Origin of the sequence: uncultured Actinomyces sp. (genome assembly GCA_900541895.1) — a bacterium.
Classification (GTDB): Bacteria; Actinomycetota; Actinomycetes; order Actinomycetales; family Actinomycetaceae; genus Pauljensenia.
This window is the reverse complement of the sequence record UWSI01000024.1, coordinates 1-21,909: the sequence shown is the minus strand read 5'-3', so window position 1 is coordinate 21,909 and position 21,909 is coordinate 1. Positions and strand designations below refer to the sequence as shown.

The following is a 21,909-nucleotide window of genomic DNA, read 5'->3' as shown; positions in this document are numbered from 1 at the left end:
AAATAGAATGCTTGCAATCGGCAGAAATAACCGGCAACTATTTTATGAAGCTGCTGGTTTTGTTTATTTAATTTTTATAAAGAAGTAATAAAAGTTAAACCGCCTAATATCACTCCCGCTGCATTGGGAATGATGAGGATCCAGTCTTTTTTAGGTTCTTTTGTCCAACCATAGATTACCCAAATTAAACAAGAAAATGCTGCGAATAGTGGTTGGAATGGTTGAGCTTTTTCTCCTTGTAAGTTAGCGATAATTTGTGGAATATATGCAATAAAGACAAGGATCCCAATAAAAGCTCCAATAGATCCGACAAAGCGATTAATTTTTTGTTTAGACATGTAATACCTCCTGGGGTTTTTATATCAGAAAGGAGAATCGACCGGCTTTCACCTCGCCGTTAGTCACAGCTACTCCTTGTCTTCAGGGACTTGGTTGACATTCTAGTGCACTAGACAACAACTAGCCGTCATTCGTTTCAAATACTGGGGCCTGTATGCGCAGGTAGCACATACAGGCCCCAGATCACATCAGCACAGATCAAGCACCCTGATAGGGAGCATCGTCTTCTGGGAAACTCTGAGCCTTGGGACCTGCAGCACCACCTCGAACCGGCGTCCATCCTCGTGCGGGACGAGAAGTAGAAGTCGCTGATCGACGTGAGCGGTACACAACATAGGGGCGCGTCGGATAGGCAATCGGAGCCGAAACGACGTGCACCAGACGGGTGAAAGGCCACGCGGCAAAAAGGATGAAGGCCGCAATGATGTGCAGCTTGAACTGGAGCGGGACATCCGTCATCAGAGAGACATCAGGCTGGAGCGTAAAAATCGAACGGAACCACACTGCGATCGTCTCACGGTAGTTGTATCCACCCGGCTTACCCAAGATCTGCGTCGTCAAGGTGGCTGCAGCTCCCAAGAGGATGGCGCAGGTCAAAAGAAGGTACATGAAGATGTCATTGCGGCTGGTTGCCAGACGCACCGACTTCTTGACGATACGTCGATACAAGAGGCCGAACAGACCAACCAGCGTCATCAGGCCAGCAATACCACCACCGATGATGGCCACCATGTGGTAGGCGTGTTCGCTCACACCCATTGCCTCGGTCCAGGACTGAGGAATAACCAGACCCATGACGTGGCCGGCAGCAACGCCCAAGATACCGAAGTGGAATAGGGGCGACGAGAGGCGCAGGATGCGGCCTTCATTGAGCTGAGATGAACGCGAGGTCCACCCGTACTGATCGGTGCGATAGCGCCAAATCAACCCGCCGATAAGGAGGGTGAAAGAAATGTAGGGAAGCACTCCCCAGAGGAAAAGGTTCATGGCAATCCTTAGAGTTCGTTCTCACCCGCGGGCGAAACAAGGGAAGAAGGGGTTTGGATAGTGGGCCACGGCAGTTCGCTTCGATCAGCCATGCCAACCATCTCGGTCGGGGGACCCTGACGGACCAGAGTCTGCATGCGAGCAAAAGTTGCGTCATCTACCTCGGGCAGAGCCATTCGCAAAGCAGCAACCACATGCGCCCAAGGCGAAGACAGCGAAAGCAATGCCGCGTGAAGGATCTCAACACCCTCGCGGTGCGAGGCCAGCATGGCCTCGACCAGCTCATGCTCTTCGCCTTCTGTTCGCGCCGCCAACTCCAAAATATTGGGAAGGTAGTCGGGCAGCTGATCGTTTTCTAGCTGCCAGCCAACGGCGGCATAGAGGTCGCGAACAATGGTCAGAGCAATACCGCGCTGGCGGGTATCACCCGTAGCGTAGTAGGTCAGCTCCAAGCAGCAGCGACGCTTCTGGTCGAAGGTCTCAACGTAGGCCTCTTCGACCTCACGGCGCGACTTGCCTCGTGCCCACTCAAGGAACTGCGAAAACTCCGCAGCGGCCTCGGCGCTGACGTGCCCCAAAGAGGAGTCAATCTGAGCGAGGATCTCATCCCATTCCTGCCCCGGGTAATCCAAAAGGGCAGCAGCGATCATAAAGGTTGCGGCGCGTGACTCCCGGCTCTGGTTCACAACTGGAACCGCAGGAGCCGGGTTACGCGTCGGAATGAAAGTCGCGGTCTTTTGACTCATTCGGGTCGCCGACCAATCGAGACGGGAACCTTACCGCCCTTGTGTGAACCGCAGCCGGACTCTGCACCTTCACCCACCGGGCACAGGTACGGGGTCGGAGTACGCATTTCCTCGGGGTGCGAAGTCGGAATCACGTAGCGATCCTCGTACTTTGCGATCGAGAGCAGACGGTACATCGCCAGAACTTCTTCTTCGGTCATGCCCACAGACTCGGGGATCGAGGGATCCACGGGCTGACCCATGTTGACGTCACGCATGTAGGAACGCATGGCGGCAAGGCGGCGGAGCGACAGCTCAACAGGGCGAGTATCTCCAGCGCTGAACAGTCCTGCCAGGTATTCCAGCGGGATACGCATGGTGGACAGTGCGGTCAGCAGGATCTTGTGGTTTTCACCATCGGCACCCGACTTGGTCACCGCATCCACAACCGGGGAGAGCGGCGGGATGTACCACACCATGGGGAGGGTACGGAATTCGGGGTGCAGAGGAAGAGCCAGCTTGTAGTCGACAATCAGCTTGTAGGCGGGGGAATTCTGCGCGGCCTCGATGAAGGAACGCGGAATGCCAGCGGCCTGGGCAGCGGCGATGACCTCGGGATCGTTGGGATCCAGGATCAGATCGCGCTGAGCGTAGTAGAGTTCCTGCTCATCCTTCACGGAAGCAGCCTCAGTCACGCGATCGGCGTCGTAGAGGACAACACCCAGGTAGCGCAGACGACCAACGCAGGTCTCCGAGCAGATCGTCGGCTCGCCAACCTCGATACGCGGGTAGCACAGCGTGCACTTCTCGGCCTTACCGGTTGAGTGGTTGAAGTAGACCTTCTTGTAAGGGCAGCCGGAGACGCACATACGCCAACCGCGGCAGGCATCCTGGTCAACCAGAACAATGCCATCTTCTTCACGCTTGTACATCGCGCCAGAGGGGCAGGCCGACACACAGGTGGGGTTCAAGCAGTGGTTGCAGATACGCGGCAGGTAGAACATGAAGGCTTCTTCAATGCTCGTCTGAACCAGAGACTGCATCTTGGACAGCGTCGGGTCCTCGTGCATGGTCTCAAGCGAACCACCCAAGTTATCGTCCCAGTTCGGGCCCCACTCGATGGTATCGATGGTCTTACCGGTCATCTGCGAGCGCGCACGGGCCGTCGGCATTGCCTTCGCACCTGCGGGGGTCTGGAGCAGACGATCGTAGTCGTATGTCCAGGGCTCGTAGTAGTCATCGATCTCGGGCATATCGGGGTTTGCGAAGATCGTCGCGAGCTTCTTCAAACGCCCACCGCTACGAGGAACGAGCTTGCCTGACTTGGTCAGGCGCCATCCGCCCTTCCAACGTTCCTGATCTTCCCAAGTGCGGGGATAGCCAACACCCGGGCGGGTCTCAACGTTGTTGAACCACATGTACTCGGTACCTTCGCGGTTCGTCCACGCTTGCTTACACGTCACCGAACAGGTGTGGCAGCCAATGCACTTGTCAAGGTTCATCACCATGACAACTTGACTCATGACCTTCATCGTTTCATTCCCTCTCTTCACGTCTGGGGGCGAACCCTCAGAACTCCACATCCTGGCTACGGCGACGAATCATGGTGACTTCATCGCGCTGGTTACCCGTCGGACCGACGTAGTTATAGGCGTAGGTGAACTGGCCATAACCACCGATCAGGTGCGAGGGCTTCAAGAAGATGCGCGTCAGGGAGTTGTGCGAACCACCACGACGCCCGGTCGATTCATTCAAAGGAGTGTTTGCAACGCGCTCTTGAGCGTGGTGCATGTACACGGTTCCTTCCGGAATACGGTGTGAGACAACCGCACGAGCCGAAACCACACCATTACGGTTGTGAGCTTCAATCCATTCGTTATCGCGCACGCCAATCTTCTCGGCGTCCTGCGGGCTCATCCACACGGTCTGGCCGCCTCGGCCAAGGGTGAGCATGTACAGGTTGTCGAAGTACTGCGAGTGAATTGCCCACTTGTTGTGGGGGGTCAGGTAACGGACGGCGACCTCGGCTTGGCCTCGGCCATCACGACTCATGGTGCCGGGGGCAGCCTCACCTAAGAGGTGGTGCAGGTCCAGCGGGGGACGGAAGGTCGGGAGCGACTCGCCCATCGCCTGCATCCAGTCGTGATCCAGGTAGTAGTGCATACGACCGGTAAGCGTGTGCCACGGCTTGTGGTACTCGATGTTTTGGCTAAACGCCGTGTAGCGACGACCACCGTGTTCCGAACCGGACCACTCGGGGCTGGTCACAACCGAAACCGGAGCAGCCTGAACGTCCTTGAAGGTGACGTGCTTTTCTTCGTCGCCTTCAGCCATTTCAGCCATATTTCCGGTGCCAACACGCTCTTGCAGAGTCTTAAAACCACGGGTGGCCAAGGAGCCATTGGTGGTACCTGAGAAGCGAAGGATGAACTCGCATGCTCGCTTGTCGGTGTCCATTCGCGGACGCGGCCCCATAAAGGTATCCAGCGTTCCTTCCATCGCGATGAACTCGTCGATTTCCTTCTGAGCGTTGAAAGCGACGCCCTTCGTTGCCATTCCAGCCTTCTCGATGAGCGGGCCGACGGTGTTGTACTTGTCGGAAATCGTGCGGTAATCGCGAAGAACAGGGATGAGCTTGGGCATGTTCACACCGGGAACCCAGCCAATTTCTTCACGAGGCGCAACGCGACCGTGGGGGGTCAGCAGTTCGTCAGGCGTATCGTGAGTGAGCGGAGCTGCAATGACGTCCTGCATGGGCTCAGGCAGGTGAACCTCGGCCATCTTCGACACGTAGGCAGACAGGTCCTGGAAGAGTTCATAGTCGGTACGCGCATCCCACGGCGGGTTGATCGCAGCATTGAAGGTGTGCACGTAGGGGTGCATATCCGTGCTGGAGAGATCGTACTTCTCATACCAAGTGGCCGCGGGAAGAATGACATCCGAGTGCAGGGTGGTCGTGGTGTTGCGGAAGTCCGCGGTGACCATGAGGTCGAGCTTGCCATCGGCAGGGGCGTCACGCCACACCATCGACTTGGGACGATCTCCAGCTTCCAGTTCGGCAGCCTGAACATCATCATCTGCGCCCAGCATGTGGCGCATGAAGAACTCAGCACCCTTAGCGGAGGAACCCAGCAGGTTCGTACGCCAGTTGAAGAGGATACGCGGGAAGTTCACCGGGTTATCGGGATCTTCGCACGCGAACTTCAAAGAGCCTTCGGTGAGCTGGCCCGAGATGTACTCGCCAACACTCACGCCCGCTTCTTCGGCTGCGCGTCCCAGTTCTAGGGAAGATCGGTCGAAAGAGGGGAAGGTGGGCATCCAACCGCGCTGGGAAGCCTCGACCAAGGTGTCGGCAACCGACTGGTCACCGAAAGTCTGGCCACCCAGAGGCGAAGCCAGACGCTGAGCGCCCAGACCGTCGTAACGCCACTGGTCGGTGGTGAGGTACCAGAAACCGGTCGCGATCATCTGGCGTGCGGGACGCTGCCAGTCAAGGGCGAAGGAGAACTGAGTCCAGCCGGTCAAAGGACGAACCTTTTCCTGGCCGACGTAGTGTGCCCATCCGCCGCCGTTAACACCCTGAGTTCCACAGAAGGTGGTCAGAGCCAGCATCGTGCGGTAGATCTGGTCAGCGTGGTAGTAGTGGTTGACGCCAGCACCGAAGATGATCTGCGATCGACCGTTTGAATCGATCGCATTCTGTGCGAATTCGCGGCCAATGCGGATTGCCGCGTTAGCGGAAACGCCGGTGAGTTCTTCCTGCCATGCGGGAGTTCCAGGGGTCGAGGCATCGGTGTAGTCGGTCGGCCACACACCGGGAAGACCCTGGCGAGGAACACCATACTGAGCAAGCATGAGGTCATACACGGTGGTGACAAGCTTGCCACCGACGCGACGAACCGGGACGCCTCGGGTCACAACGCCAGCTCCAACCGCCGCGGTCGGAGCCTGGTCTGCGACCAAGTCGAATCGCGGAAGGTTGACCTCAACGGCCTCGCAACCTTCGTCGTAGAGAGACAGACGTGCGTCGACGCCCTCCATGGTGAGGTTCCACTTGCCCTTACCCTCATCGGTGTAACGATCCGCCAAGGTTCCGCGCGGGTCACGCACAGCGCCCGACTTATCCATGACAAGGAAACGGAATTCGGGGTTCGGGCGGTTACGGGTTTCCTCATCCACGACCTCGGGAACATCAGCAACAGAGAGGAACTTGCCGGGAACTAGGCCCTCGGGGGTCTCGTCCAATTCCAGAAGGAATGGCGAGTCCGTGTAGCGAAGCATGTAGTCCTGGAAACGCTCGGTCGGGTGCTCGACGTGGAATTCCTTGAGGATCACGTGGCCCATGGCCATTGCAAGAGCACCGTCGGTACCGGGGTTCACGCGAAGCCACTCATCGGCAAACTTCGTGTTATCCGAGTAGTCGGGGGCAACCGAAACGACCTTCTGGCCGTGGTAGCGGGCCTCGGTCATGAAGTGAGCATCAGGGGTACGGGTCAGCGGCAGGTTTGAACCCCACACGATGAGGTACTGCGAGTTGTACCAGTCGCCGGCCTCGGGAACGTCGGTCTGATCACCGAAAACCTGAGGAGAGGCAACGGGAAGGTCTGCGTACCAGTCGTAGAAGGAGAGGTTCACGCCGCCAATGAGCTGAAGGTAGCGGGCACCCGCGCCGAAGGAAACCATCGACATTGCAGGAAGCACCGAGAAGCCGGCGATACGGTCCGGGCCCCAGTCGGCAATCGTCGCAACATTCGCTGCTGCAACAATCTCCATTGCTTCTTCCCAGGTGGTGCGGACAAGGCCGCCCTTACCACGGGCGCGCTTGTATGCGCGGGAAATTTCGGGGTCGGAAGTGACTGCGCGCCATGCCTCAACGGGATCACCCAGGCGAGCCTTGGCCTCGCGGAAGGGCTCAAGCAGCGCTGAACGGACGTAGGGGTGGCGAATACGCGTCGGCGAGTACTCGTACCAAGAGAAGGCCGCACCACGCGGGCATCCGCGGGGCTCGTAGTCGGGCATGTCCGGGCCGGTCGAGGGGTAATCAACCTGCTGCGATTCCCAGGTGATGATTCCGTCCTTGACGTATACCTTCCAGGAGCAGGAGCCCGTGCAGTTCACGCCGTGAGTAGAACGAACGACGCGATCGTGGCTGAAGCGCTGACGGTAGAAGGCATCGGCCTCGCGGCCACCGACCAGGAACATCTGGCGGGCATCAGCGCTGACCTGGCCGCGGCGAAGTCGGCCGCCCAGGGTCAGAAGTTTGTGGTCAATCATTGTGGTGCTTCCTCATCGGCAAGGCCTCGGGGTCGGCCGAGGCAGTGTCACGGTTGGTATCCGAGCGGGACATTCCGCTCGATGGGGTGCTAGCCGCGCGAAGCAGCCAGCTCGTGAAGTTATGAAGTGAGGGAGTGGCGAACTCGGGGAGAGAAACGGTGTCCGCCACTCCCGAAGGAACGGTGAGCAATCAGCCCGGGAAGGGTGCACCCTTGCGTGCGTACTGGCGCCAGCACAGTGCCGAGGCCAAGACGCAGAAGATCGCGCAGCCCACGAAGAAGGTCCATGCCCCCTTCGCGCCGACAGCTGAGAGAGTAGCGCCGACCAAGAAGGGACCAAGGGAGGCAATTGCTGAGGTGAAGCCGATGGCGCCACCAGCCTGACGTGCGGGCATGATCATGGGCATCTGCTTGAACGTACCTGCGTTGCCGAAGCCGGAGAACAGGAACATGAGCAGCATGAGTGCCATGAAGATGTAGAAATCAGTCCAGCCCTTGGGGTTGTAGAGAACCCACGCAATACCGCCGAGGGTGATAGCCATACCAACGCCCGAGATGAAGGTCCAGATTGCGCCGCCCATGCGGTCGCAGAAGGGACCCCACGACATACGGATAAGCGAACCGATGAGCGGGCCGAGGAATGCGAAGGTCGCGCCCAAGACGGGCAGACCGATCGAGGAGGCACGACCGAACTGGTTGTTAATGAGCAGGCCGAAGACTGCGGAGAATCCGGAGAACAGACCGAAGGTCATGACGTAGAGAATGGTCATGTACCAGGTGTTCGGGTTCGAGAAGATATCCAGCTGCTGCTTGATGTTGGCCTTGACCGGAACATCACGCAGGTAGATGAAGGCAAGGATCGCGGCGATGACGCACCACGGGACAAAGAAGATTGCGACGTTGTACACCCAGATCTGCTCGCCGGCGTGCTCGCCAACCTGGGTCTGGGGAGCCAGCCAGGTCATACCGAAAAGACCAAATCCCATGAGGATCGGGCCGACCAGCTGAATGACGGACATACCAAGGTTACCGATACCGCCCTGCAGGCCCAGAGCTGTACCCGAAAGGCGCTTGGGGAAGAAGTAACCGGTAGAGGGCATGTAGCCGGAGAATGCCCCACTGCCGATGCCACACATAAAGGCAAGCGTCAGAAGAACGGCGTAGGGGGTGGTGTTGTCCTGGACAACGTAGAACCAGCCCAACATGGGGATCACGAAGAGCAGTGAGGTGATGCCCACCATCTTGCGTGTTCCGATCAGCGGAGGCAGGAACATGTAGACCAGACGCAGAAGGCCTGCAGCCAAGCCGGGCAATGCGGTCAACCAGTAGAGCTGAGAAGCACTGAGGTTGAATCCAAGAAGCGTCAGCTTGGGTGCGATGGCGCTTGGCAGGAACCACACACAGAAGCCCAGAATGAGCGAGTACGTGGTGATGGTCAGCGTCCTCCATGCAAGCTTCGAATCCCACTTTTCGGGGTTGTTCGGCTCCCAATCCTGAAGGACATATTTACTGGCTTGTTTTTCCGCGGGTGCGGCTGAAGAATCAGCATGTGAGGTAGTCATTGACACTCTCCCTTTCCTACCTAAACGCATACTTGTCGCTAATATATAAGGGACAACTCGTTCTAATTGAGAATTGCGCGAAATTTCGCGAAAACGCTTGCAAGAACGTCGATTCCTGTCAACTGAAAAAACGCCATTTAAGGTCCTATTTCGGGAGGTTTGTTTTGCGTAATACCTCTGACGCTCAGCCGGTACGTCCCGACCCCCATGCGAAAATTCAGCAGAAGGGTTTGCAAAAAATGGAAGGGACTGTCGCAGGTGCGGTAATTACCGCTTCAGATCGCTGCTTCCGCGGAGAAACTGAAGATAAATCAGGACCTCTAGCTGCTGCTCTTTTGGCTGATTGGGGCGTCACTGTCGAACAGGTTCGTGTTGTCCCCGATGGCATTGCTTCCGTACGAAATGCGATCCTTGATGCAATGGCTAAGGGCGCGCGCGTGATCGTGACCACCGGCGGAACCGGCGTTACGGATCGCGACCTTACTCCCGAAGCCACCGCTCCCCTTCTGGACGCACGTATGGACGCGATCGCCATGCAGATTGCGCAGGTCGGCTTGGTCAACACACCTCTTGCCTCCCTGTCTCGCGGTCTTGTCGGTGTCAGTCGCCAGGGTGAGACCCCATGCTTCATCGTGAACGCACCGGGTTCACGCGGAGGCGTGAAGGACACGATTAGCGTAATTGGCCCACTTGTCCCTCACATTCTTGAACAGCTTGACTTGGTTACTGACTGATTTGATGTACGAACCTCTTCTTCTGGACACCTTCGGTCGAACGGCCACAGATTTGCGGATCTCGGTCACCGATCGATGCAATCTTCGCTGCGTGTATTGCCTGCCCGAAAAGGTGACGGACTGGCTGAAGCGCAGCGACCTTTTGCTTCCTGAAGAGTTCCGCCGCTTGGCTAAAATCGCCGCAACCCTTGGCGTCACCCAGGCGCGCATCACCGGCGGCGAACCCTTATTGCGCCCCGATCTTCCCCAGATTGTCGAGGCCGTTCGTGAAGGTTTCGAAGACGCCGGGGTTGAGCCCGACTTGGCCTTGACGACGAATGGTATTGGCCTTGACCGCGTCATCGATTCCCTGGTAGACGCTGGTCTTCAACGGCTCAATGTGTCTATCGACAGCCTGGATCCGGTCCGTTTTGCTGAGCTTTCGCGCCGCAAACGCTCAAGCGATGTCCTTCGCGGCCTCGACGCGGTCGATGCATCCACACTTCCCGGAACCGTCAAACTCAACACTGTCGTCGTTGATCAGCAGTCCCTGGCGGAAATCCCCGCCTTAGTGACCTTCGCCTTAGAGCGCGGCTATCAGTGGCGCGCCATCGAATTCATGCCAATCGGCCCGTTGGCTGCCTCGTTCTCTTCCCGCCCAACTGCGCATGACATCCAGCGTGTTCTTCGCGAATCCTTCGAGCTCACCGATGTCATTACCGCAGCCTCAGAACCAGCGCGCCGTTGGTCAGTTGCTCCCAGCGACACCCATCCGGGAGGCATCATTGGCGTGATTGCCTCGATGACGTCCCCCTTCTGCGCCTCGTGCACCCGAACTCGCCTAAGTGCAGATGGAAAGATCTATTCCTGTCTGTTCAGTGTGGACAGTGTTGACTTACACACTCCCATGCGCGCGGGTGCAAGCGATGAAGAATTAGCTGAGCTATGGAAGGATGCCATGTGGGCTAAACCCGCTGGTCACCAGCTTCTTGCTCCGGTCCCCCAGTCCTATTCCATGTCAAAAATTGGAGGTTGAAAGTCCCCATGAGGATCACGATCCGTTATTTCGCTGCCGCGAGCGCTGCAGTTGGCACAGAGAGCGCAGTGATCGAGGTTGCGGAGGACTCAAACGAGACAGTCATCGACCTTGTTCGTCGCTCAACTGACCGCGATATCGACGATCTTCTGGCGGCATCGTCCTTCCTGGTGAACGAAGAACTTGTCGACGCTCAGGCAACTCTTGCCCAAGCCTTGGGCGCCTCATCCCTGAGCGACGAGGCCGTGACCTCTGTAGCCGATCGCAGTGGGATTCGCCTTGACGTCCTTCCGCCTTTTGCGGGCGGCTGAGATGCACAATCGGGCTGAGCAATGTGCTCAGCCCGATGTGTTATGTACCGCGTCATTCCTTGCCTAGCGCCTCTGACACTGACACTGACACTGACACTGACACTGACACTGACAAGGCATATCCGAATTACGGAGTATTGCTCCACTCATTGTGACCATCACTGAAATACTGATCTTTCCAGATCGGTACACTGGCTTTAATGTCGTCGACAATTTGACCGCACAGTGCGAAAGCTTCCTTGCGGTGGGCACTGTCGACGACAACAAGCAGCGCGACGTCACCAATTTCTAGGTGTCCCACGCGGTGACGGACATAAATGCCATCAACCTCGGGGTTTCCCAGTGTTTCCAGTGATTTTTCGACACTTGCACGAAGGAACTTGGCGGCCGCGGGGTGAGCGGAGTACTCCAAGTAGTGAACTCCTTCACCACCATCGTGATCGCGAACAACACCCTCAAAAACGACGCGCGCACCGGAATGAGCTGGAATAAGGGGTACTTCCCCCGAGCACATCTCCGTTGGAACAGAGACAATATCGGTATCAATAATCACGGGACTCCCCTTATTTAAATGGTCGTGGAGGGACATAGACATGGTAGCGCAGCGAGACATTATGACCGCTCGTATCCCCGGAATCGGTGAAAGCGGCATCGAAAAGATCCGCGCTGCGAAGGTCCTTGTTGTCGGTGCCGGCGGTTTGGGATCGCCCGTCTTGGCCTATCTGGCGGCAGCGGGGATTGGAACGATCGGCATCTCCGACCCGGACAATCTGGAGGAGTCTAACCTCCAGCGGCAAGTCATTCACGGCGTCGCACGCTTGGGAATGAATAAGGCCGAATCTGCCAAGATGACTGTCCTCGCACTCAACCCCGATATCCAGGTCAACATCGAACCGAAGATTATTGATGGCCAAAGTGATGAGACCGTTGCGGCCTACGACTTCGTTGTCGATGCAACCGACAATTTCACCGCAAAGTACGCAATTTCTGATACCTGTGCACGCGTTGGGCGCCCGCACATGTGGGGCACTTTGGTATCAATGTCCTTCCAGGCCTCGCTTTTCACCGATGGCCTGACTCTTCGCGATGTCTATCCCGAACCCCCCACCGTCGAAACGATGAGTTCAAAAACCGTCGGCGTTCTGGGTGCCGTCTGCGGACAGGGCGGATCGGTCCTCGCCACAGAATGCTTGAAGTGGGTCACCGGAGTTGGTGAGCCGTTAATCGGGCGCCTGCTCATTGTTGATACGGCTGCAGGGCGCTGGAACGTCGTCCCATTCCGGCCTCGAGCCACCCCTGCAAAACTTCCCTCGGTAACTCCCGCCGAAGCCACCCCCGAACCGATCGAATAAGCCATAAACTGAGCCATGGCCCCATGCGGACCGCGCGAAGGAGACTACGATGCAACTTCTTGAAGACTACTTGAACTCCATCTTGGGGCGCGTGCACCCCCTCTCCCCTACCGAGCTGCCCATCGATCAGGCACTTGATCATGTCCTCGTCGATGATCTTGTCGCACGCTTTGCAGTCCCGCCTTTCTCAAATTCGGGAATGGATGGATATGCACTTCACCTCGATCACGATCTCGAGGCCTCCCCTGACAACCCCTTCACCATCGCAGTCGCTGGCGACATCGCGGCGGGAGATAACGAAACCCACATTCTTGAACCCGGAACCGCATGGCGCATCATGACGGGCGCTCGCATTCCCGAGGGTGCAAACACCATCGTTCCCGTGGAGCATACCTCCGAGGAACCCGGTCCCCATCCCCTCCCTGAAAGCATCAGTATCTACGCCCCTGCAAAGGTCGGTGCTCACATGCGGCATCAGGGCGAGGACTGCATGCCCGGAGACGTCATTTTGCATGCCGGTGACCTTCTCACGCCCGCAGCCATCGCCTCGGCAGTATCGGTCGGTTACGCAAGCGTCAAGGTCTACCCCAGCCCCCGCATCGCCATCGTCTCAACGGGTGACGAACTGCGCGCACCAGGCGAAGAGCTCAAGGGCGCTCAGATCCCTGATTCAAACTCAGTGATGATCGCTGCGCTGGCTCGTCGCGCAGGTGCCCAAGTGACGGGAATTTTCCGCTCCAACGACGACCCCGCTCACTTTGCTGAAGTTTTGCGCCAAGCAGGTGATGTCGCAGACCTCATCATCACCTCGGGAGGTGTCAGTGCCGGAGCCTACGACGTTGTTAAGGAAGTCGGCCTGGGCAAGGGAATCGACTTCGTTCGCGTCGCCATGCAGCCCGGAAAGCCACAGGGCTTTGGCGTCCTTCAGGCAAGTGACGGACGCGATGTCTACTTGGCGACTCTGCCGGGCAACCCGGTATCGGTCTTCGTCTCCTTCCATATGTTTGTTCGCCCAGTTCTGGCCGAATTCACCGGTCTCAACGGGCGCGAACTACTGCGTCCCATTGTCGTCACCACACCAAACGGCTGGATTTCCCCCGAAGGCAAGCGCCAGTTTGTACCGGTCATTCTTTCTGAACCCGATGGCCCAGAACAGACTCCGATTGTGGTTCCAACACACAGGTTGGGTTCGCGTTCTCACCTTGTTGCCTCTTTGCATTCGGTGAACGCGCTGGCGATCGTCCCCGAAGAGGTCACTTCGGTTGAACCCTGGTCGATCCTGACTGCGGTTCGAGTCTGATCACTTTCCCATTCCCTTCCCGTCAAACGAGCGCCGAAAGGCTAGACATGAGCGAAACCGGTCCATTCACCCACCTCACCGAGCGCGGTGAAGCACACATGGTTGATATCACGGCGAAAACACCGACCGTGCGTCAGGCGCGAGCACGCGGTTTCGTCGAGTGCTCACCAAAAATCATGGCGGCCCTCCGCGATGACTCGGTCCCCAAGGGCGATGCTCTTGCAGTCGCACGAATTGCGGGAATTCAGGCATCGAAGCGCACTCCCGAGTTGCTTCCCTTGGCACACCCGATCGCCGTTCACTACTGCGCGGTCGATCTGTCATTGGCTGAAGACGGGGTGGAGATCCGTTCGACCGTTCGAACCGCAGATCGGACGGGCATTGAGATGGAAGCTCTGACCGCCGTAACCGTCGCTGCACTGACCATCATCGACATGGTGAAGGGCATCGATAAGTTGGTTGCGATTCGTGAGTGCTATGTCGAAGAGAAAAGCGGTGGTCGGAGCGGAACATGGACTCGCCCCAGCGCCTAGCACTCAGTGGATTAGTGATCCTCGGCGGGGGGACCGGCCAGCGGCTGGGAGGGGCCTCAAAGCCCGACCTCGTGGTCCGAGGCCGACGTGCGCTTGAGTGGGCGCTCGCCTCTGAGCCCGGGATTCCTCACGTATGCGTGGTACCTGAGAGCGTTACAGTTCCAAGCGACGTTATCCGCGTCATGGAGGAGCCACCGCGCTCTGGCCCCGCCGCCGGGTTTATTGCAGGCGTTCAGGCACTTCTTCAAGTTCTCCCCGAGGACACGAAGTCTCGCTGGATTGGCCTTGTTCCCGTTGATGCTCCCTTGGCTACCCTGACTTTCCCACTCCTTCTCGAGGCCGTGGAAGAGTCAATTTCTCAGGGCCGTCGCGTAGATGGCGCGCTCGCATACGCGGCGGGACACCGGCAGAACTTGATCGGTATTTTTTCCCTGGATGCAGTCCGCAACTTCGCCGTATCCCAGTGGGTGAATCGTTCGATGCGCACCCTATTGAAAGAACTCGACACGATTAATGTCGAGGTCCCGGAATCATGGGTCGCAGATATCGATACACCAAGCGATCTTCTTCGTGCACAGATGGCCGAAAACGGTGATGATTGCGAACAAAACCAAGAGGGCTAGGAAGCGCATACTCCCTAGCCCCCGTTGGGCCTCGATGGGCCTCTGTCCCAAATCAGTCGATTTCAGGGAACCAAATCTGAATCTCACGAAGGGCAGATTCTGCGCAATCTGAACCGTGGATGATGTTCTCCATGTTCGGGGTATCCCAAGCGCGACCCAAGTCACCGCGAATCGTACCGGCAGGCGCAGTTGTCGGATCCGTAGATCCCATCATGGTGCGCATGCCTTCAATGACGCGCTGGCCTTCAACAATGATGGCAACCAGCGGACCCGCACTCATGAAATCAAGAAGCCCTTCAAAGAATGGCTTACCCGCGTGGTCACGGTAGTGCTCTGCGAGGATTTCGCGCGAGGCAACCATGATCTTCAGGCCCTTAATGATGTAGCCCTTCGCTTCAATGCGGCGCAGGATCTCACCGGTCAAACCGCGGGCGTAACCATCTGGCTTAACGAGGATGAGGGTGTGTTCCAAAGAGGGATCCAACAGGTGCTGACGTGTAATCAGAACAGAATCGGCGCTCACAAAATCTCCTTTGCTTGAGTGAGGATGCTTCAGCATAACCGGCAATGGGTCGCAAGTCATAGCCCTAGACAATACGAAAAAGGACTGACCGCCATGGTCAGCCCTTTTCCGTTATCCCATCAACACAGAGCAGTCTTCCCAGAAAGTCTTCCGGAGAGATACGAGCAACTTCCATCGCTCGTTGTCTGATGCAGATAGTTTATGAGGTATTACTGCAAGAAAAACGCGCGTTTACTGGGACTTTTCTGAACAAATTTTACGAAGTGTCAACTTCGCTACCAGAGCGTCTACAGCCACTTATAAATTCGCGTCATTTTGCTGAGAAAAATGATCTTCCACGAATGCTGGGCCTTCATAACCATGACGGCCCAGGGTTTGGAAAATATCATCCATAATCTGCGAAGGTTCCAGCAATCCCGCGGAAAACTCAGGGTGCTGAATTTCGATCGCCGCGAATCCAGCGGGGTCGGAAACTGGCTGAGTATCGTACTTTTCTCCCAGAAGACGGTTGACTTCTTCCAGATCGGATGGGGAACCGAAAATCCAGGTCGTTGCAGCAGGTCCTTCGCTTGAACGCCCAAGGTAGAGGCGCATCAGCACAACTTTCTTGCCAGCACGCGGGAAACTCTCACCAACGCGCGTGAAAAGATGAAGGTCCAAGTCCCCCATTGAGCCATCGACGAGGCAATACGCGTAAGCACCAATGCCCCGGACGCTCAAGGCATCTGCAAGAATCCCCAAGAATTCATCCGGGAAAGCATCCTCTTGGAAGTAGATCCCTTCACCGCGCTCGGGGGCATGCTCGCCCATGATTTTGATGGGCAGCCCCGCCTCTTCAAGCGCTTGCGCGACTAAAGAAATGTTGTATTCGGGGAAGGGGTGAAGAATTGCGGCATTCTTTCCCAGTCGTTCGACAAAAACGTAGGTTGAGAATCCTAACTCTTTTGTAATCTGCGTGCTCATTCTTCCTCCTCTAGCTCCCCTTCAAAAGGCATATCCGCTCAGGCACACAAGCAAAAATCACCGAGGCCGGGAAAGACCCAAGGGCATGCCCGGCCTCGGCAATTCTCAATTAGTTCAGGCACAACCCCTGAGAGTGCAAAACCTCAAGGACGGGTGCGGTATCAAAGGTATCTGGCAGGCCCATCTGCTCGCTAATCTGCTGAGTGAAGGCATTGGTCGCGCCCAGGCCGGCCTTACGCAGTTCGTAGTATGTACGCACGTCTTCGTCGTACTCGGCAAGCTCCTCGAGATACGAACCCTCGACCACCGGGTAGGTGTTCTCGGAAACAGCAAGGTGCTTGGGCAGACGAGGCCGGTACGGGGGGTCTTGAAGCGGGCGGCCAACCAAGAGGCCCAGAATTGGGAAGGTCATGCGCGGAAGCTTCAAGAGCTCAATTGTGCGCTGGGGTCCTCTCAGAAGAGAACCGAGGTAGACCGTGCCCAAGCCCATCGATTCGGCGGCAACTTCCATATTGTGTGCGGCAAGGACCGCGTCTTCCATTGCAGCAAGGAAGAGGTTGGTCCGCTGCAAGGGAGCGATATCCAAGCCGGCTTCTTCACGGATGCGCGCATTGCGGTACAGGTCAACGACGAACATGAAAAGGTCGCCCTTGGAGGTGCCCACGTAGGGCTGCTGCGCAACCTCGGCAAGCTGATCGCGCAAGGCTACATCGGTCACGTGAATGATCGAAAACTGCTGACGGAATGACGAGGTGGGTGCGCGACGCGCAACATCAATCAGCGCATCGCGATCCTGTGCACTCAGCGGAGAGTCCTCGAACTTTCGGATTGTGCGGTGCGCACGCAGCACATCAATCGTTGGATTGGTCACTCCAACGTCGGGGACCTTGCGGTAGTCATCGGCCTGCATTTTTGCTCCTTTGGTGGCAACGGTCGCTCTTATTGTCCGTTTTTCGGCTATTTTTCGCCAGTGCATCCCACTTTTGCGTCAACTGCAGATTGTCCTCACCCTGGGACTTTGGCAGCATTGCTTCATCACAATTTGGTCGCAGTTTCGATGCAGGCTTCCGAAATATGGAGTCTGAGATGGACGCTTTTTCAAGGATGGCTAGACTGAGAGTCATGCGTAAATCTCTCATTGCAACAGTATGCATTGCCGTCATGGCAGCAACCGGCCTCGCAGCTTGCTCCAGCGGCCCCCAGTCAGCAACCAACGAAAAGATCATCACTAAGGATCCCGCAACGGTGACTCAGACGGGCGTCACCCTCCCCGAGAAGCGTGACCTTGAGTTCAAGCTCAACGGTGATGCGTCTAAGGCCAAGGTTGAGGTCGCTGACACCGAGGTCGCCGAGCAGGTCAAGGGCTCTAAGAACCTCCGCGTCCACCCCAAGAAGGTCGGTGAAACCACTCTGAAGGTCACCGATGCCAGCGGCACCGAATACACAATCCCGCTTGAGGTCGTTGAAGGTAACAACTGAGTCTCACATCGATTCACACTTTCTCCCGGGGAATAGGGCATACCTGTTCCCCGGGATTTTTGTCGTTTCCATCGATTTCGCAACATTCTGTACGGAGATGCAGAGAACGTCTATTGACCTTTAGAATGTGAGTCACCTAACATGAGCGCCTGTCAGCAATGTGCAAAGGAGCAACAGGTGACCAATATTTCTCCTCCGGTATACGAGCAGATCGCTCAGGCGATCCGGCGTCAGATTCTGGATGGCGATCTTCCACCCGGTTCCAGACTTCCGTCCGAAAGTATTCTCTGCGAGCGCTTCTCCGTCACGCGCGGCACTGTACGCCGCGCTCTGCAGGTTCTGACCCACGAAGGTCACCTACGTTCGTACCAAGGCAAGGGGACTTTTGTTACTGCACAGAATGACAAGAGAATTTTGTGGGGTTTCGGTTCACTGACAGACCGCCTTCAGGGAAGCAGCGACCAGGCACGTGCTCGCGTTATTGAGCACGGAGTAGTCACCCGGCAAAATCGCCCATTCCTACGGCTCAAACGACTTCGCTTGATCGAAAGCAACACGGGTATATTCCCCGTTAGCCTTGATCTGTCGTTCATTCCGATCGACCTCCTGCCCGGTATCCAAGATATCGACTTCACAGATCTGTCCATCTATCACGTTCTGCGTGACATCTATAAAAGCTCTCCAAAGTTCTCCGTTGTCTCGCTGCGTGCCCAAAGCATCGACCAAGAAACCCGCACAATCCTTGGTGAACCGGCAGGAACCCGCTGCCTTCTCCACCTCACGGGCTCTACCTACGACCACAACGGGGCGTGCATCGAGGAAAGCGAAGTCACCTACTCAACTCGGGTGCAAGCAACCTTGACCATCGACCAGGTCAGGGGCCACGCAGAACCGGTCACTCTTAATGAATCAGCATCCACCAGAGGCAGGTTCTAGCCTTCCCACTCATACAAAAATCCCGGGGCGCAGTTCACAATCACGAGGCCCGGGCCGGGCACCTACTTCTTCTTTCTTTTCTTCGGTGCGGGCAGTTCCTCCCACATCACTTCGACGACGTCATGCAACGTGTCGCGGTCCTCTATCTCAACGAGGAGCATCTCCTTCGCTCCCTCGTAGGGGATGGCGCGTGGGGCCTCGGACAGAAGCCGTTCGGAGGCGGGCGTGACCTTGAGCAGGAAGCGGTCGTCGTATATGCCACCCACGACCTTACTCCGGTAGTAGAGGACATATTCGCCCATCATCTTGCGGTGCGCCACGTCGTCCAGCTCGCCCAGCAGGTCGAGCACGAACTCCAGGTATTGGTCGGTGGACGACATCGTTTGTCCTCGCTTTCCCACTCAACGCCACGCTCGCCTGATCCTGCGCTGCATTCAGCGGCCTTGCTCTTTTGTGGCGTATGAAAACAGTGTAGGAGCCTTTGAGCGGCCCGGTGACCGCGTTCGTTCATTGATTAACGGGGCCGGGGTTGGAAGCAGGACGGGCTAGTATCGCCGTGATGCTAGAGGCTTGAATGGCTGGACCTCGCAGCTGAGAGCCCCGTTAGGATGGGGGCATGACAGATAAGCGTGACCCGCGAGGGATTGTTAACTTCTTTGTCCGGTACCTAGTGCTCCACGTGATCTTCCTGGTCGGGCTCCCGGTCTCCTATTTCGCGGACCTGGCCCTCATCTACTTCTTTGGCTTCATGGGCTTCTTCACCTTCTTCCAGATGTTGATAGCCATCACCCGAAAGTTCCTCGAGAAGGCCGGATCGTGGAAGATTGTCGCGTTCGTGGGGGCAGTATTCTCCGACGTGGCAGTCCTGTGGTTCTTGGGATGGCTGGTGAGCGGTATATCCAACGGCCCCAGCTGGGAGCTCGTGACCCAGTGGTTGCCCTACCACTTTGTCGCCGCCGTGTGCGCGTGGGAACTCCGCGAGTTCTTCTACTGGTTGAGCCCACGAGACGCTGCGACTCCCAGCGCCCCTGTCGATGCCGTTGATCCGGCTGTTACGGAGAACCCCACCAGCTCCGAAGACGCAGATGGAGGAAGGACAAAATCGAGGGACCCACGAGGCATCATGACATTCATCGTCCGATACCTGGTCCTCCACGTGATCTTCCTGGCCGGATTCTCGGTCTCCTATGCCATGGACATGGATCACATGTACTTCTATGGCGTCATGGGCATCTTCACCTTCTTCCAGGTGTTGATAGCCATCACCCGAAAGTTCCTCGAGAAGGCCGGATGGTGGAAGCCTGTCGTCATCGTGGGGGCCGTAATCTCCGACATAGCGGCCCTCTGGTTCTTGGGAGTTCTGCTGGGCTTGGGCTATTATTTCGACGGCCCCAGCTGGGGGCTCGCGACCGGGTGGTTGCACTACCACTTCATCGCTGCCTTGTGCGCGTGGGGACTCCGCGAGTTCTTCCGCTGGTTGAGCCCACGAGACACTGCGACGCCCAGCGCCCCTGACAGCATCGTTGAGCATGACAACAGCGAGAACCCCAGCGATCCCGAAGAGGAGTCGGACGCCCCGACGAGTGCCCCTGCGAGCGCGGAAGCCGACGTCGACACCGACACCGACAAGCAGCAGTCCGTTGTCTCGGGAGCGGCTTCGTCCACTCCCCACCGCCAGGCAGGAGGCACACCCCAGCCCCGGCCTCGTCAATGAGAACAGCGCGAGCGAAACGGACTCAGAAAACCCAAATTTTCAGGATACTCCCCCACCGCGCTCCTGTTAGACACTTTCAGAAAACAACAACTCGCCCCATCCCCGCCGCCATCGTGCTGGGCACCGCGGTCGTCGCCACCGCTCTGCCCCTGCCGAGCAGCACACCGGCCACCGCCACGGGCACGGCGCACGTCACCCGCGCCTACACGGACAAATCCACGCACGAACCGGGCAAGCAGGCGACGATCACGGCCGAGACATCGACCGGGGGAAACGTCCACTTCTCCGTCAGCCCTGCCGACGGGGGCCGCCAGGCACTGGCCGACCAACGCCCCTTGACGTCACGACGGGCACGGATGAGCAGGGCCGCACGACTCTCACGTTCAACGTGGGCCGCCTGGCCTCGTGGGACATGGTCGTCTTCTCCCCCGCCACCTACGCGGACCGCGCAGCTGCCGCACCTCAGGCAGTGGACACGTCCGACAACGCCACCGCAACCGACGCGGACGACGCGGGCCTCGTGCCCGCGACGATCGTCGGCCAGCTGCGCAACGGCCTCGGCCAGTGCCTGACCTCCCAGGATTCGAAGGGATCCAACGGCACCCCCGTGGCGAACAGCAACTGCGCCGGCAAAGAGATTGTTGCCTACTCTGTCTCTATGTGCCCTAACCTTGCTCAGCAGCAAGAGATGCTTCAGATACTCATGGATGCCAAACCAGCAGGGGTTGAGCCGATTTTGCACTCGGACATGGGGTGGCAGTACCAGCACGAGACCTATATCGGTACGCTTGCCGAGAACGGTTTCATCTAGAGCATGTCACGCAAGGGTAACTGCATCGACAATGGTGCCACTGAGCAGGTCTTTGGACATCTTAAGGACGAGTTTTTTCGTGGCCAAGATTGGCAGACCTTCGAGAGCTTCAAAGCCGACCTCGACGCCTACATCACGCACTGGAACACAACAAGACGCCACGTAAAGCTCAAGGGCCTGACCCCGGCAGAATACCGGAATCAGGCCCTACAAGAAGCCGCATAACAGCTACCATTTAAAGCGTCCAAGTTTCGGGGCGCAGTTCAACCTGACCCCGGGACTTTTATGTAGACCTCAGAAATTCACCGTGCGCACCACGACCTGGGCAGGGATACCCTCCTTGGCCAGGAACATCTCACTCATCTCCACGGCCTGCTGGTGATGGGGGATCATCATCTGGTCAAACATGATGTCCGAGTCGTTGTAATCGACGGAGATCTCCCCGTCCGCCTCACTCGTCGCCATGGTGGTCTCGGTCGTCTCAGCGGTAGCCGTCGCAGTGCTGGTGGCCGAGGTGGTGGATCAGTGGACGGCGGTGGATGCCGGAGTAGGCGTGGTGTGTTCCTCCTTCGGACTGGTGGGAGCCAGGCGGGCCGGGTCCAGATCAATCCGGCGTAGCAGCTGAGCGTTAAGCGCCACCACAATCGTCGACAGCGACATCAACACCGCAGCAGCAGCCGGGGGAAGCAGAATGCCGCTAGAGGCGAGCACGCCGGCGGCCAGGGGCAC

24 protein-coding genes and 1 pseudogene are annotated in these 21,909 nt (G+C 57.6%); 11 read left to right on the top strand and 14 right to left on the bottom strand.

The annotated features are described in order from the left end of the window. Positions 1-74: 74 nt before the first annotated feature. The 6 genes from QZR18_RS06550 to QZR18_RS06525 all read right to left on the bottom strand — a co-directional run bounded on the left by QZR18_RS06550 (position 75) and on the right by QZR18_RS06525 (position 8,886). Positions 75-338: a SemiSWEET family transporter gene (locus QZR18_RS06550; RefSeq protein WP_009408046.1), complete on the bottom strand. Its 264-nt coding sequence runs from the start codon at positions 336-338 to the stop codon at positions 75-77. Between the two features lie 199 nt (positions 339-537). Next, a complete protein-coding gene (gene narI, locus QZR18_RS06545; RefSeq protein WP_295910746.1) occupies positions 538-1,326 on the bottom strand; it encodes a respiratory nitrate reductase subunit gamma in 789 nt (262 codons plus the stop codon). An 8-nt stretch (positions 1,327-1,334) separates the two neighbouring features. Beyond that, positions 1,335-2,072: a nitrate reductase molybdenum cofactor assembly chaperone gene (gene narJ, locus QZR18_RS06540; RefSeq protein ID WP_291457654.1), complete on the bottom strand. Its 738-nt coding sequence runs from the start codon at positions 2,070-2,072 to the stop codon at positions 1,335-1,337. Next, the gene (narH, locus tag QZR18_RS06535) at positions 2,069-3,583 is read right to left on the bottom strand and encodes a nitrate reductase subunit beta (protein ID WP_295910745.1); all 1,515 of its coding nucleotides are present in this window, start codon (positions 3,581-3,583) and stop codon (positions 2,069-2,071) included. Before narH ends, narJ begins: the two co-directional genes overlap by 4 nt. Before the next feature lie 37 nt (positions 3,584-3,620). Beyond that, entirely contained in the window at positions 3,621-7,325 is a 3,705-nt protein-coding gene (locus QZR18_RS06530) for a nitrate reductase subunit alpha (protein ID WP_295910743.1), read from the bottom strand. Positions 7,326-7,515: 190 nt separating this feature from the next. Further along, a complete protein-coding gene (locus QZR18_RS06525; protein ID WP_291459400.1) occupies positions 7,516-8,886 on the bottom strand; it encodes a NarK/NasA family nitrate transporter in 1,371 nt (456 codons plus the stop codon). A 164-nt stretch (positions 8,887-9,050) separates the two neighbouring features. Here QZR18_RS06525 and QZR18_RS06520 point away from each other — a divergent pair, with 164 nt between their 5' ends. The 3 genes from QZR18_RS06520 to QZR18_RS06510 are packed head-to-tail and all read left to right on the top strand — an operon-like array spanning position 9,051 to position 10,946. Next, positions 9,051-9,620 carry a MogA/MoaB family molybdenum cofactor biosynthesis protein gene (locus QZR18_RS06520; RefSeq protein ID WP_295910742.1) on the top strand — a complete coding sequence of 190 codons (570 nt, stop codon included), beginning with the start codon at positions 9,051-9,053 and terminating at the stop codon, positions 9,618-9,620. Next, a complete protein-coding gene (moaA, locus tag QZR18_RS06515; RefSeq protein WP_295910741.1) occupies positions 9,601-10,635 on the top strand; it encodes a GTP 3',8-cyclase MoaA in 1,035 nt (344 codons plus the stop codon). Before QZR18_RS06520 ends, moaA begins: the two co-directional genes overlap by 20 nt. A gap of 8 nt (positions 10,636-10,643) precedes the next feature. Beyond that, positions 10,644-10,946: a MoaD/ThiS family protein gene (locus QZR18_RS06510; protein WP_295910739.1), complete on the top strand. Its 303-nt coding sequence runs from the start codon at positions 10,644-10,646 to the stop codon at positions 10,944-10,946. A 127-nt stretch (positions 10,947-11,073) separates the two neighbouring features. On the opposite strand, the gene QZR18_RS06505 is transcribed toward QZR18_RS06510, so the two are convergent. Beyond that, on the bottom strand, positions 11,074-11,499 hold the full coding sequence (locus QZR18_RS06505; protein ID WP_107086746.1) for a molybdenum cofactor biosynthesis protein MoaE: 426 nt from the start codon (positions 11,497-11,499) through the stop codon (positions 11,074-11,076). A 40-nt stretch (positions 11,500-11,539) separates the two neighbouring features. On the opposite strand from QZR18_RS06505, the gene QZR18_RS06500 reads away from it, so the two are divergent. The 4 genes from QZR18_RS06500 to QZR18_RS06485 are packed head-to-tail and all read left to right on the top strand — an operon-like array spanning position 11,540 to position 14,754. Next, positions 11,540-12,298: a HesA/MoeB/ThiF family protein gene (locus QZR18_RS06500; protein WP_291459405.1), complete on the top strand. Its 759-nt coding sequence runs from the start codon at positions 11,540-11,542 to the stop codon at positions 12,296-12,298. 49 nt (positions 12,299-12,347) lie between these two features. Beyond that, complete coding sequence (glp, locus tag QZR18_RS06495) at positions 12,348-13,598, top strand: gephyrin-like molybdotransferase Glp (protein WP_295910735.1); 1,251 nt, start codon at positions 12,348-12,350, stop codon at positions 13,596-13,598. A 47-nt stretch (positions 13,599-13,645) separates the two neighbouring features. Beyond that, complete coding sequence (gene moaC, locus QZR18_RS06490) at positions 13,646-14,131, top strand: cyclic pyranopterin monophosphate synthase MoaC (protein ID WP_295910734.1); 486 nt, start codon at positions 13,646-13,648, stop codon at positions 14,129-14,131. After that, positions 14,110-14,754: a molybdenum cofactor guanylyltransferase gene (locus QZR18_RS06485; protein WP_295910733.1), complete on the top strand. Its 645-nt coding sequence runs from the start codon at positions 14,110-14,112 to the stop codon at positions 14,752-14,754. The genes moaC and QZR18_RS06485 overlap by 22 nt, the downstream gene beginning before the upstream one ends. A 52-nt stretch (positions 14,755-14,806) precedes the next feature. Here QZR18_RS06485 and ndk read toward each other — a convergent pair whose 3' ends face one another. From ndk to QZR18_RS06470, 3 genes are all read right to left on the bottom strand, one after another. Next, positions 14,807-15,277, bottom strand: coding sequence for a nucleoside-diphosphate kinase (ndk, locus tag QZR18_RS06480; RefSeq protein WP_019126668.1), 471 nt, complete (start codon positions 15,275-15,277; stop codon positions 14,807-14,809). A gap of 297 nt (positions 15,278-15,574) precedes the next feature. Further along, a complete protein-coding gene (locus QZR18_RS06475; RefSeq protein WP_295910730.1) occupies positions 15,575-16,240 on the bottom strand; it encodes a hypothetical protein in 666 nt (221 codons plus the stop codon). A gap of 109 nt (positions 16,241-16,349) precedes the next feature. Then, complete coding sequence (locus QZR18_RS06470; RefSeq protein ID WP_295910728.1) at positions 16,350-17,150, bottom strand: NADPH-dependent oxidoreductase; 801 nt, start codon at positions 17,148-17,150, stop codon at positions 16,350-16,352. A 212-nt stretch (positions 17,151-17,362) separates the two neighbouring features. On the opposite strand from QZR18_RS06470, the gene QZR18_RS06465 reads away from it, so the two are divergent. Beyond that, on the top strand, positions 17,363-17,719 hold the full coding sequence (locus QZR18_RS06465; RefSeq protein WP_295910726.1) for a pilus assembly protein N-terminal domain-containing protein: 357 nt from the start codon (positions 17,363-17,365) through the stop codon (positions 17,717-17,719). A gap of 177 nt (positions 17,720-17,896) precedes the next feature. Beyond that, positions 17,897-18,655 (top strand): GntR family transcriptional regulator, encoded by a 759-nt coding sequence (locus tag QZR18_RS06460; protein WP_295910725.1) that lies wholly within the window; start codon positions 17,897-17,899, stop codon positions 18,653-18,655. Between the two features lie 62 nt (positions 18,656-18,717). On the opposite strand, the gene QZR18_RS06455 is transcribed toward QZR18_RS06460, so the two are convergent. Further along, positions 18,718-19,035, bottom strand: coding sequence for a TfoX/Sxy family protein (locus QZR18_RS06455; protein WP_295910723.1), 318 nt, complete (start codon positions 19,033-19,035; stop codon positions 18,718-18,720). A 236-nt stretch (positions 19,036-19,271) separates the two neighbouring features. Between QZR18_RS06455 and QZR18_RS08305 the strand changes: the two genes are divergently transcribed. Beyond that, the gene (locus tag QZR18_RS08305) at positions 19,272-20,369 is read left to right on the top strand and encodes a hypothetical protein (protein WP_366921412.1); all 1,098 of its coding nucleotides are present in this window, start codon (positions 19,272-19,274) and stop codon (positions 20,367-20,369) included. Positions 20,370-20,571: 202 nt separating this feature from the next. Here QZR18_RS08305 and QZR18_RS06445 read toward each other — a convergent pair whose 3' ends face one another. Next, on the bottom strand, positions 20,572-21,054 hold the full coding sequence (locus QZR18_RS06445; protein ID WP_295910721.1) for a hypothetical protein: 483 nt from the start codon (positions 21,052-21,054) through the stop codon (positions 20,572-20,574). A gap of 129 nt (positions 21,055-21,183) precedes the next feature. On the opposite strand from QZR18_RS06445, the gene QZR18_RS06440 reads away from it, so the two are divergent. Then, complete coding sequence (locus tag QZR18_RS06440; RefSeq protein ID WP_295910720.1) at positions 21,184-21,405, top strand: IS3 family transposase; 222 nt, start codon at positions 21,184-21,186, stop codon at positions 21,403-21,405. Positions 21,406-21,474: 69 nt separating this feature from the next. Here QZR18_RS06440 and QZR18_RS06435 read toward each other — a convergent pair whose 3' ends face one another. Beyond that, on the bottom strand, positions 21,475-21,645 hold the full coding sequence (locus QZR18_RS06435) for a DUF305 domain-containing protein (RefSeq protein WP_295910718.1): 171 nt from the start codon (positions 21,643-21,645) through the stop codon (positions 21,475-21,477). A 57-nt stretch (positions 21,646-21,702) separates the two neighbouring features. Continuing rightward, positions 21,703-21,909: pseudogene (locus QZR18_RS06430) on the bottom strand (heavy metal translocating P-type ATPase); the annotation flags it as partial.

What these genes read in the sequence shown, in the direction of transcription:
- QZR18_RS06525 (WP_291459400.1), bottom strand. Translation starts at nt 8,886, where the DNA reads ATGACTACCTCACATGCTGATTCTTCAGCCGCACCCGCGGAAAAACAA.
- QZR18_RS06465 (WP_295910726.1), top strand. Translation starts at nt 17,363, where the DNA reads ATGCGTAAATCTCTCATTGCAACAGTATGCATTGCCGTCATGGCAGCA.
- QZR18_RS06510 (WP_295910739.1), top strand. Translation starts at nt 10,644, where the DNA reads ATGAGGATCACGATCCGTTATTTCGCTGCCGCGAGCGCTGCAGTTGGC.
- narI (WP_295910746.1), bottom strand. Translation starts at nt 1,326, where the DNA reads ATGAACCTTTTCCTCTGGGGAGTGCTTCCCTACATTTCTTTCACCCTC.
- QZR18_RS08305 (WP_366921412.1), top strand. Translation starts at nt 19,272, where the DNA reads ATGACAGATAAGCGTGACCCGCGAGGGATTGTTAACTTCTTTGTCCGG.
- QZR18_RS06475 (WP_295910730.1), bottom strand. Translation starts at nt 16,240, where the DNA reads ATGAGCACGCAGATTACAAAAGAGTTAGGATTCTCAACCTACGTTTTT.
- QZR18_RS06550 (WP_009408046.1), bottom strand. Translation starts at nt 338, where the DNA reads ATGTCTAAACAAAAAATTAATCGCTTTGTCGGATCTATTGGAGCTTTT.
- QZR18_RS06530 (WP_295910743.1), bottom strand. Translation starts at nt 7,325, where the DNA reads ATGATTGACCACAAACTTCTGACCCTGGGCGGCCGACTTCGCCGCGGC.
- QZR18_RS06440 (WP_295910720.1), top strand. Translation starts at nt 21,184, where the DNA reads ATGTCACGCAAGGGTAACTGCATCGACAATGGTGCCACTGAGCAGGTC.
- QZR18_RS06455 (WP_295910723.1), bottom strand. Translation starts at nt 19,035, where the DNA reads ATGTCGTCCACCGACCAATACCTGGAGTTCGTGCTCGACCTGCTGGGC.
- QZR18_RS06435 (WP_295910718.1), bottom strand. Translation starts at nt 21,645, where the DNA reads ATGGCGACGAGTGAGGCGGACGGGGAGATCTCCGTCGATTACAACGAC.
- narJ (WP_291457654.1), bottom strand. Translation starts at nt 2,072, where the DNA reads ATGAGTCAAAAGACCGCGACTTTCATTCCGACGCGTAACCCGGCTCCT.
- QZR18_RS06485 (WP_295910733.1), top strand. Translation starts at nt 14,110, where the DNA reads ATGGACTCGCCCCAGCGCCTAGCACTCAGTGGATTAGTGATCCTCGGC.
- glp (WP_295910735.1), top strand. Translation starts at nt 12,348, where the DNA reads ATGCAACTTCTTGAAGACTACTTGAACTCCATCTTGGGGCGCGTGCAC.
- QZR18_RS06470 (WP_295910728.1), bottom strand. Translation starts at nt 17,150, where the DNA reads ATGCAGGCCGATGACTACCGCAAGGTCCCCGACGTTGGAGTGACCAAT.
- narH (WP_295910745.1), bottom strand. Translation starts at nt 3,583, where the DNA reads ATGAAGGTCATGAGTCAAGTTGTCATGGTGATGAACCTTGACAAGTGC.
- QZR18_RS06500 (WP_291459405.1), top strand. Translation starts at nt 11,540, where the DNA reads ATGGTAGCGCAGCGAGACATTATGACCGCTCGTATCCCCGGAATCGGT.
- moaC (WP_295910734.1), top strand. Translation starts at nt 13,646, where the DNA reads ATGAGCGAAACCGGTCCATTCACCCACCTCACCGAGCGCGGTGAAGCA.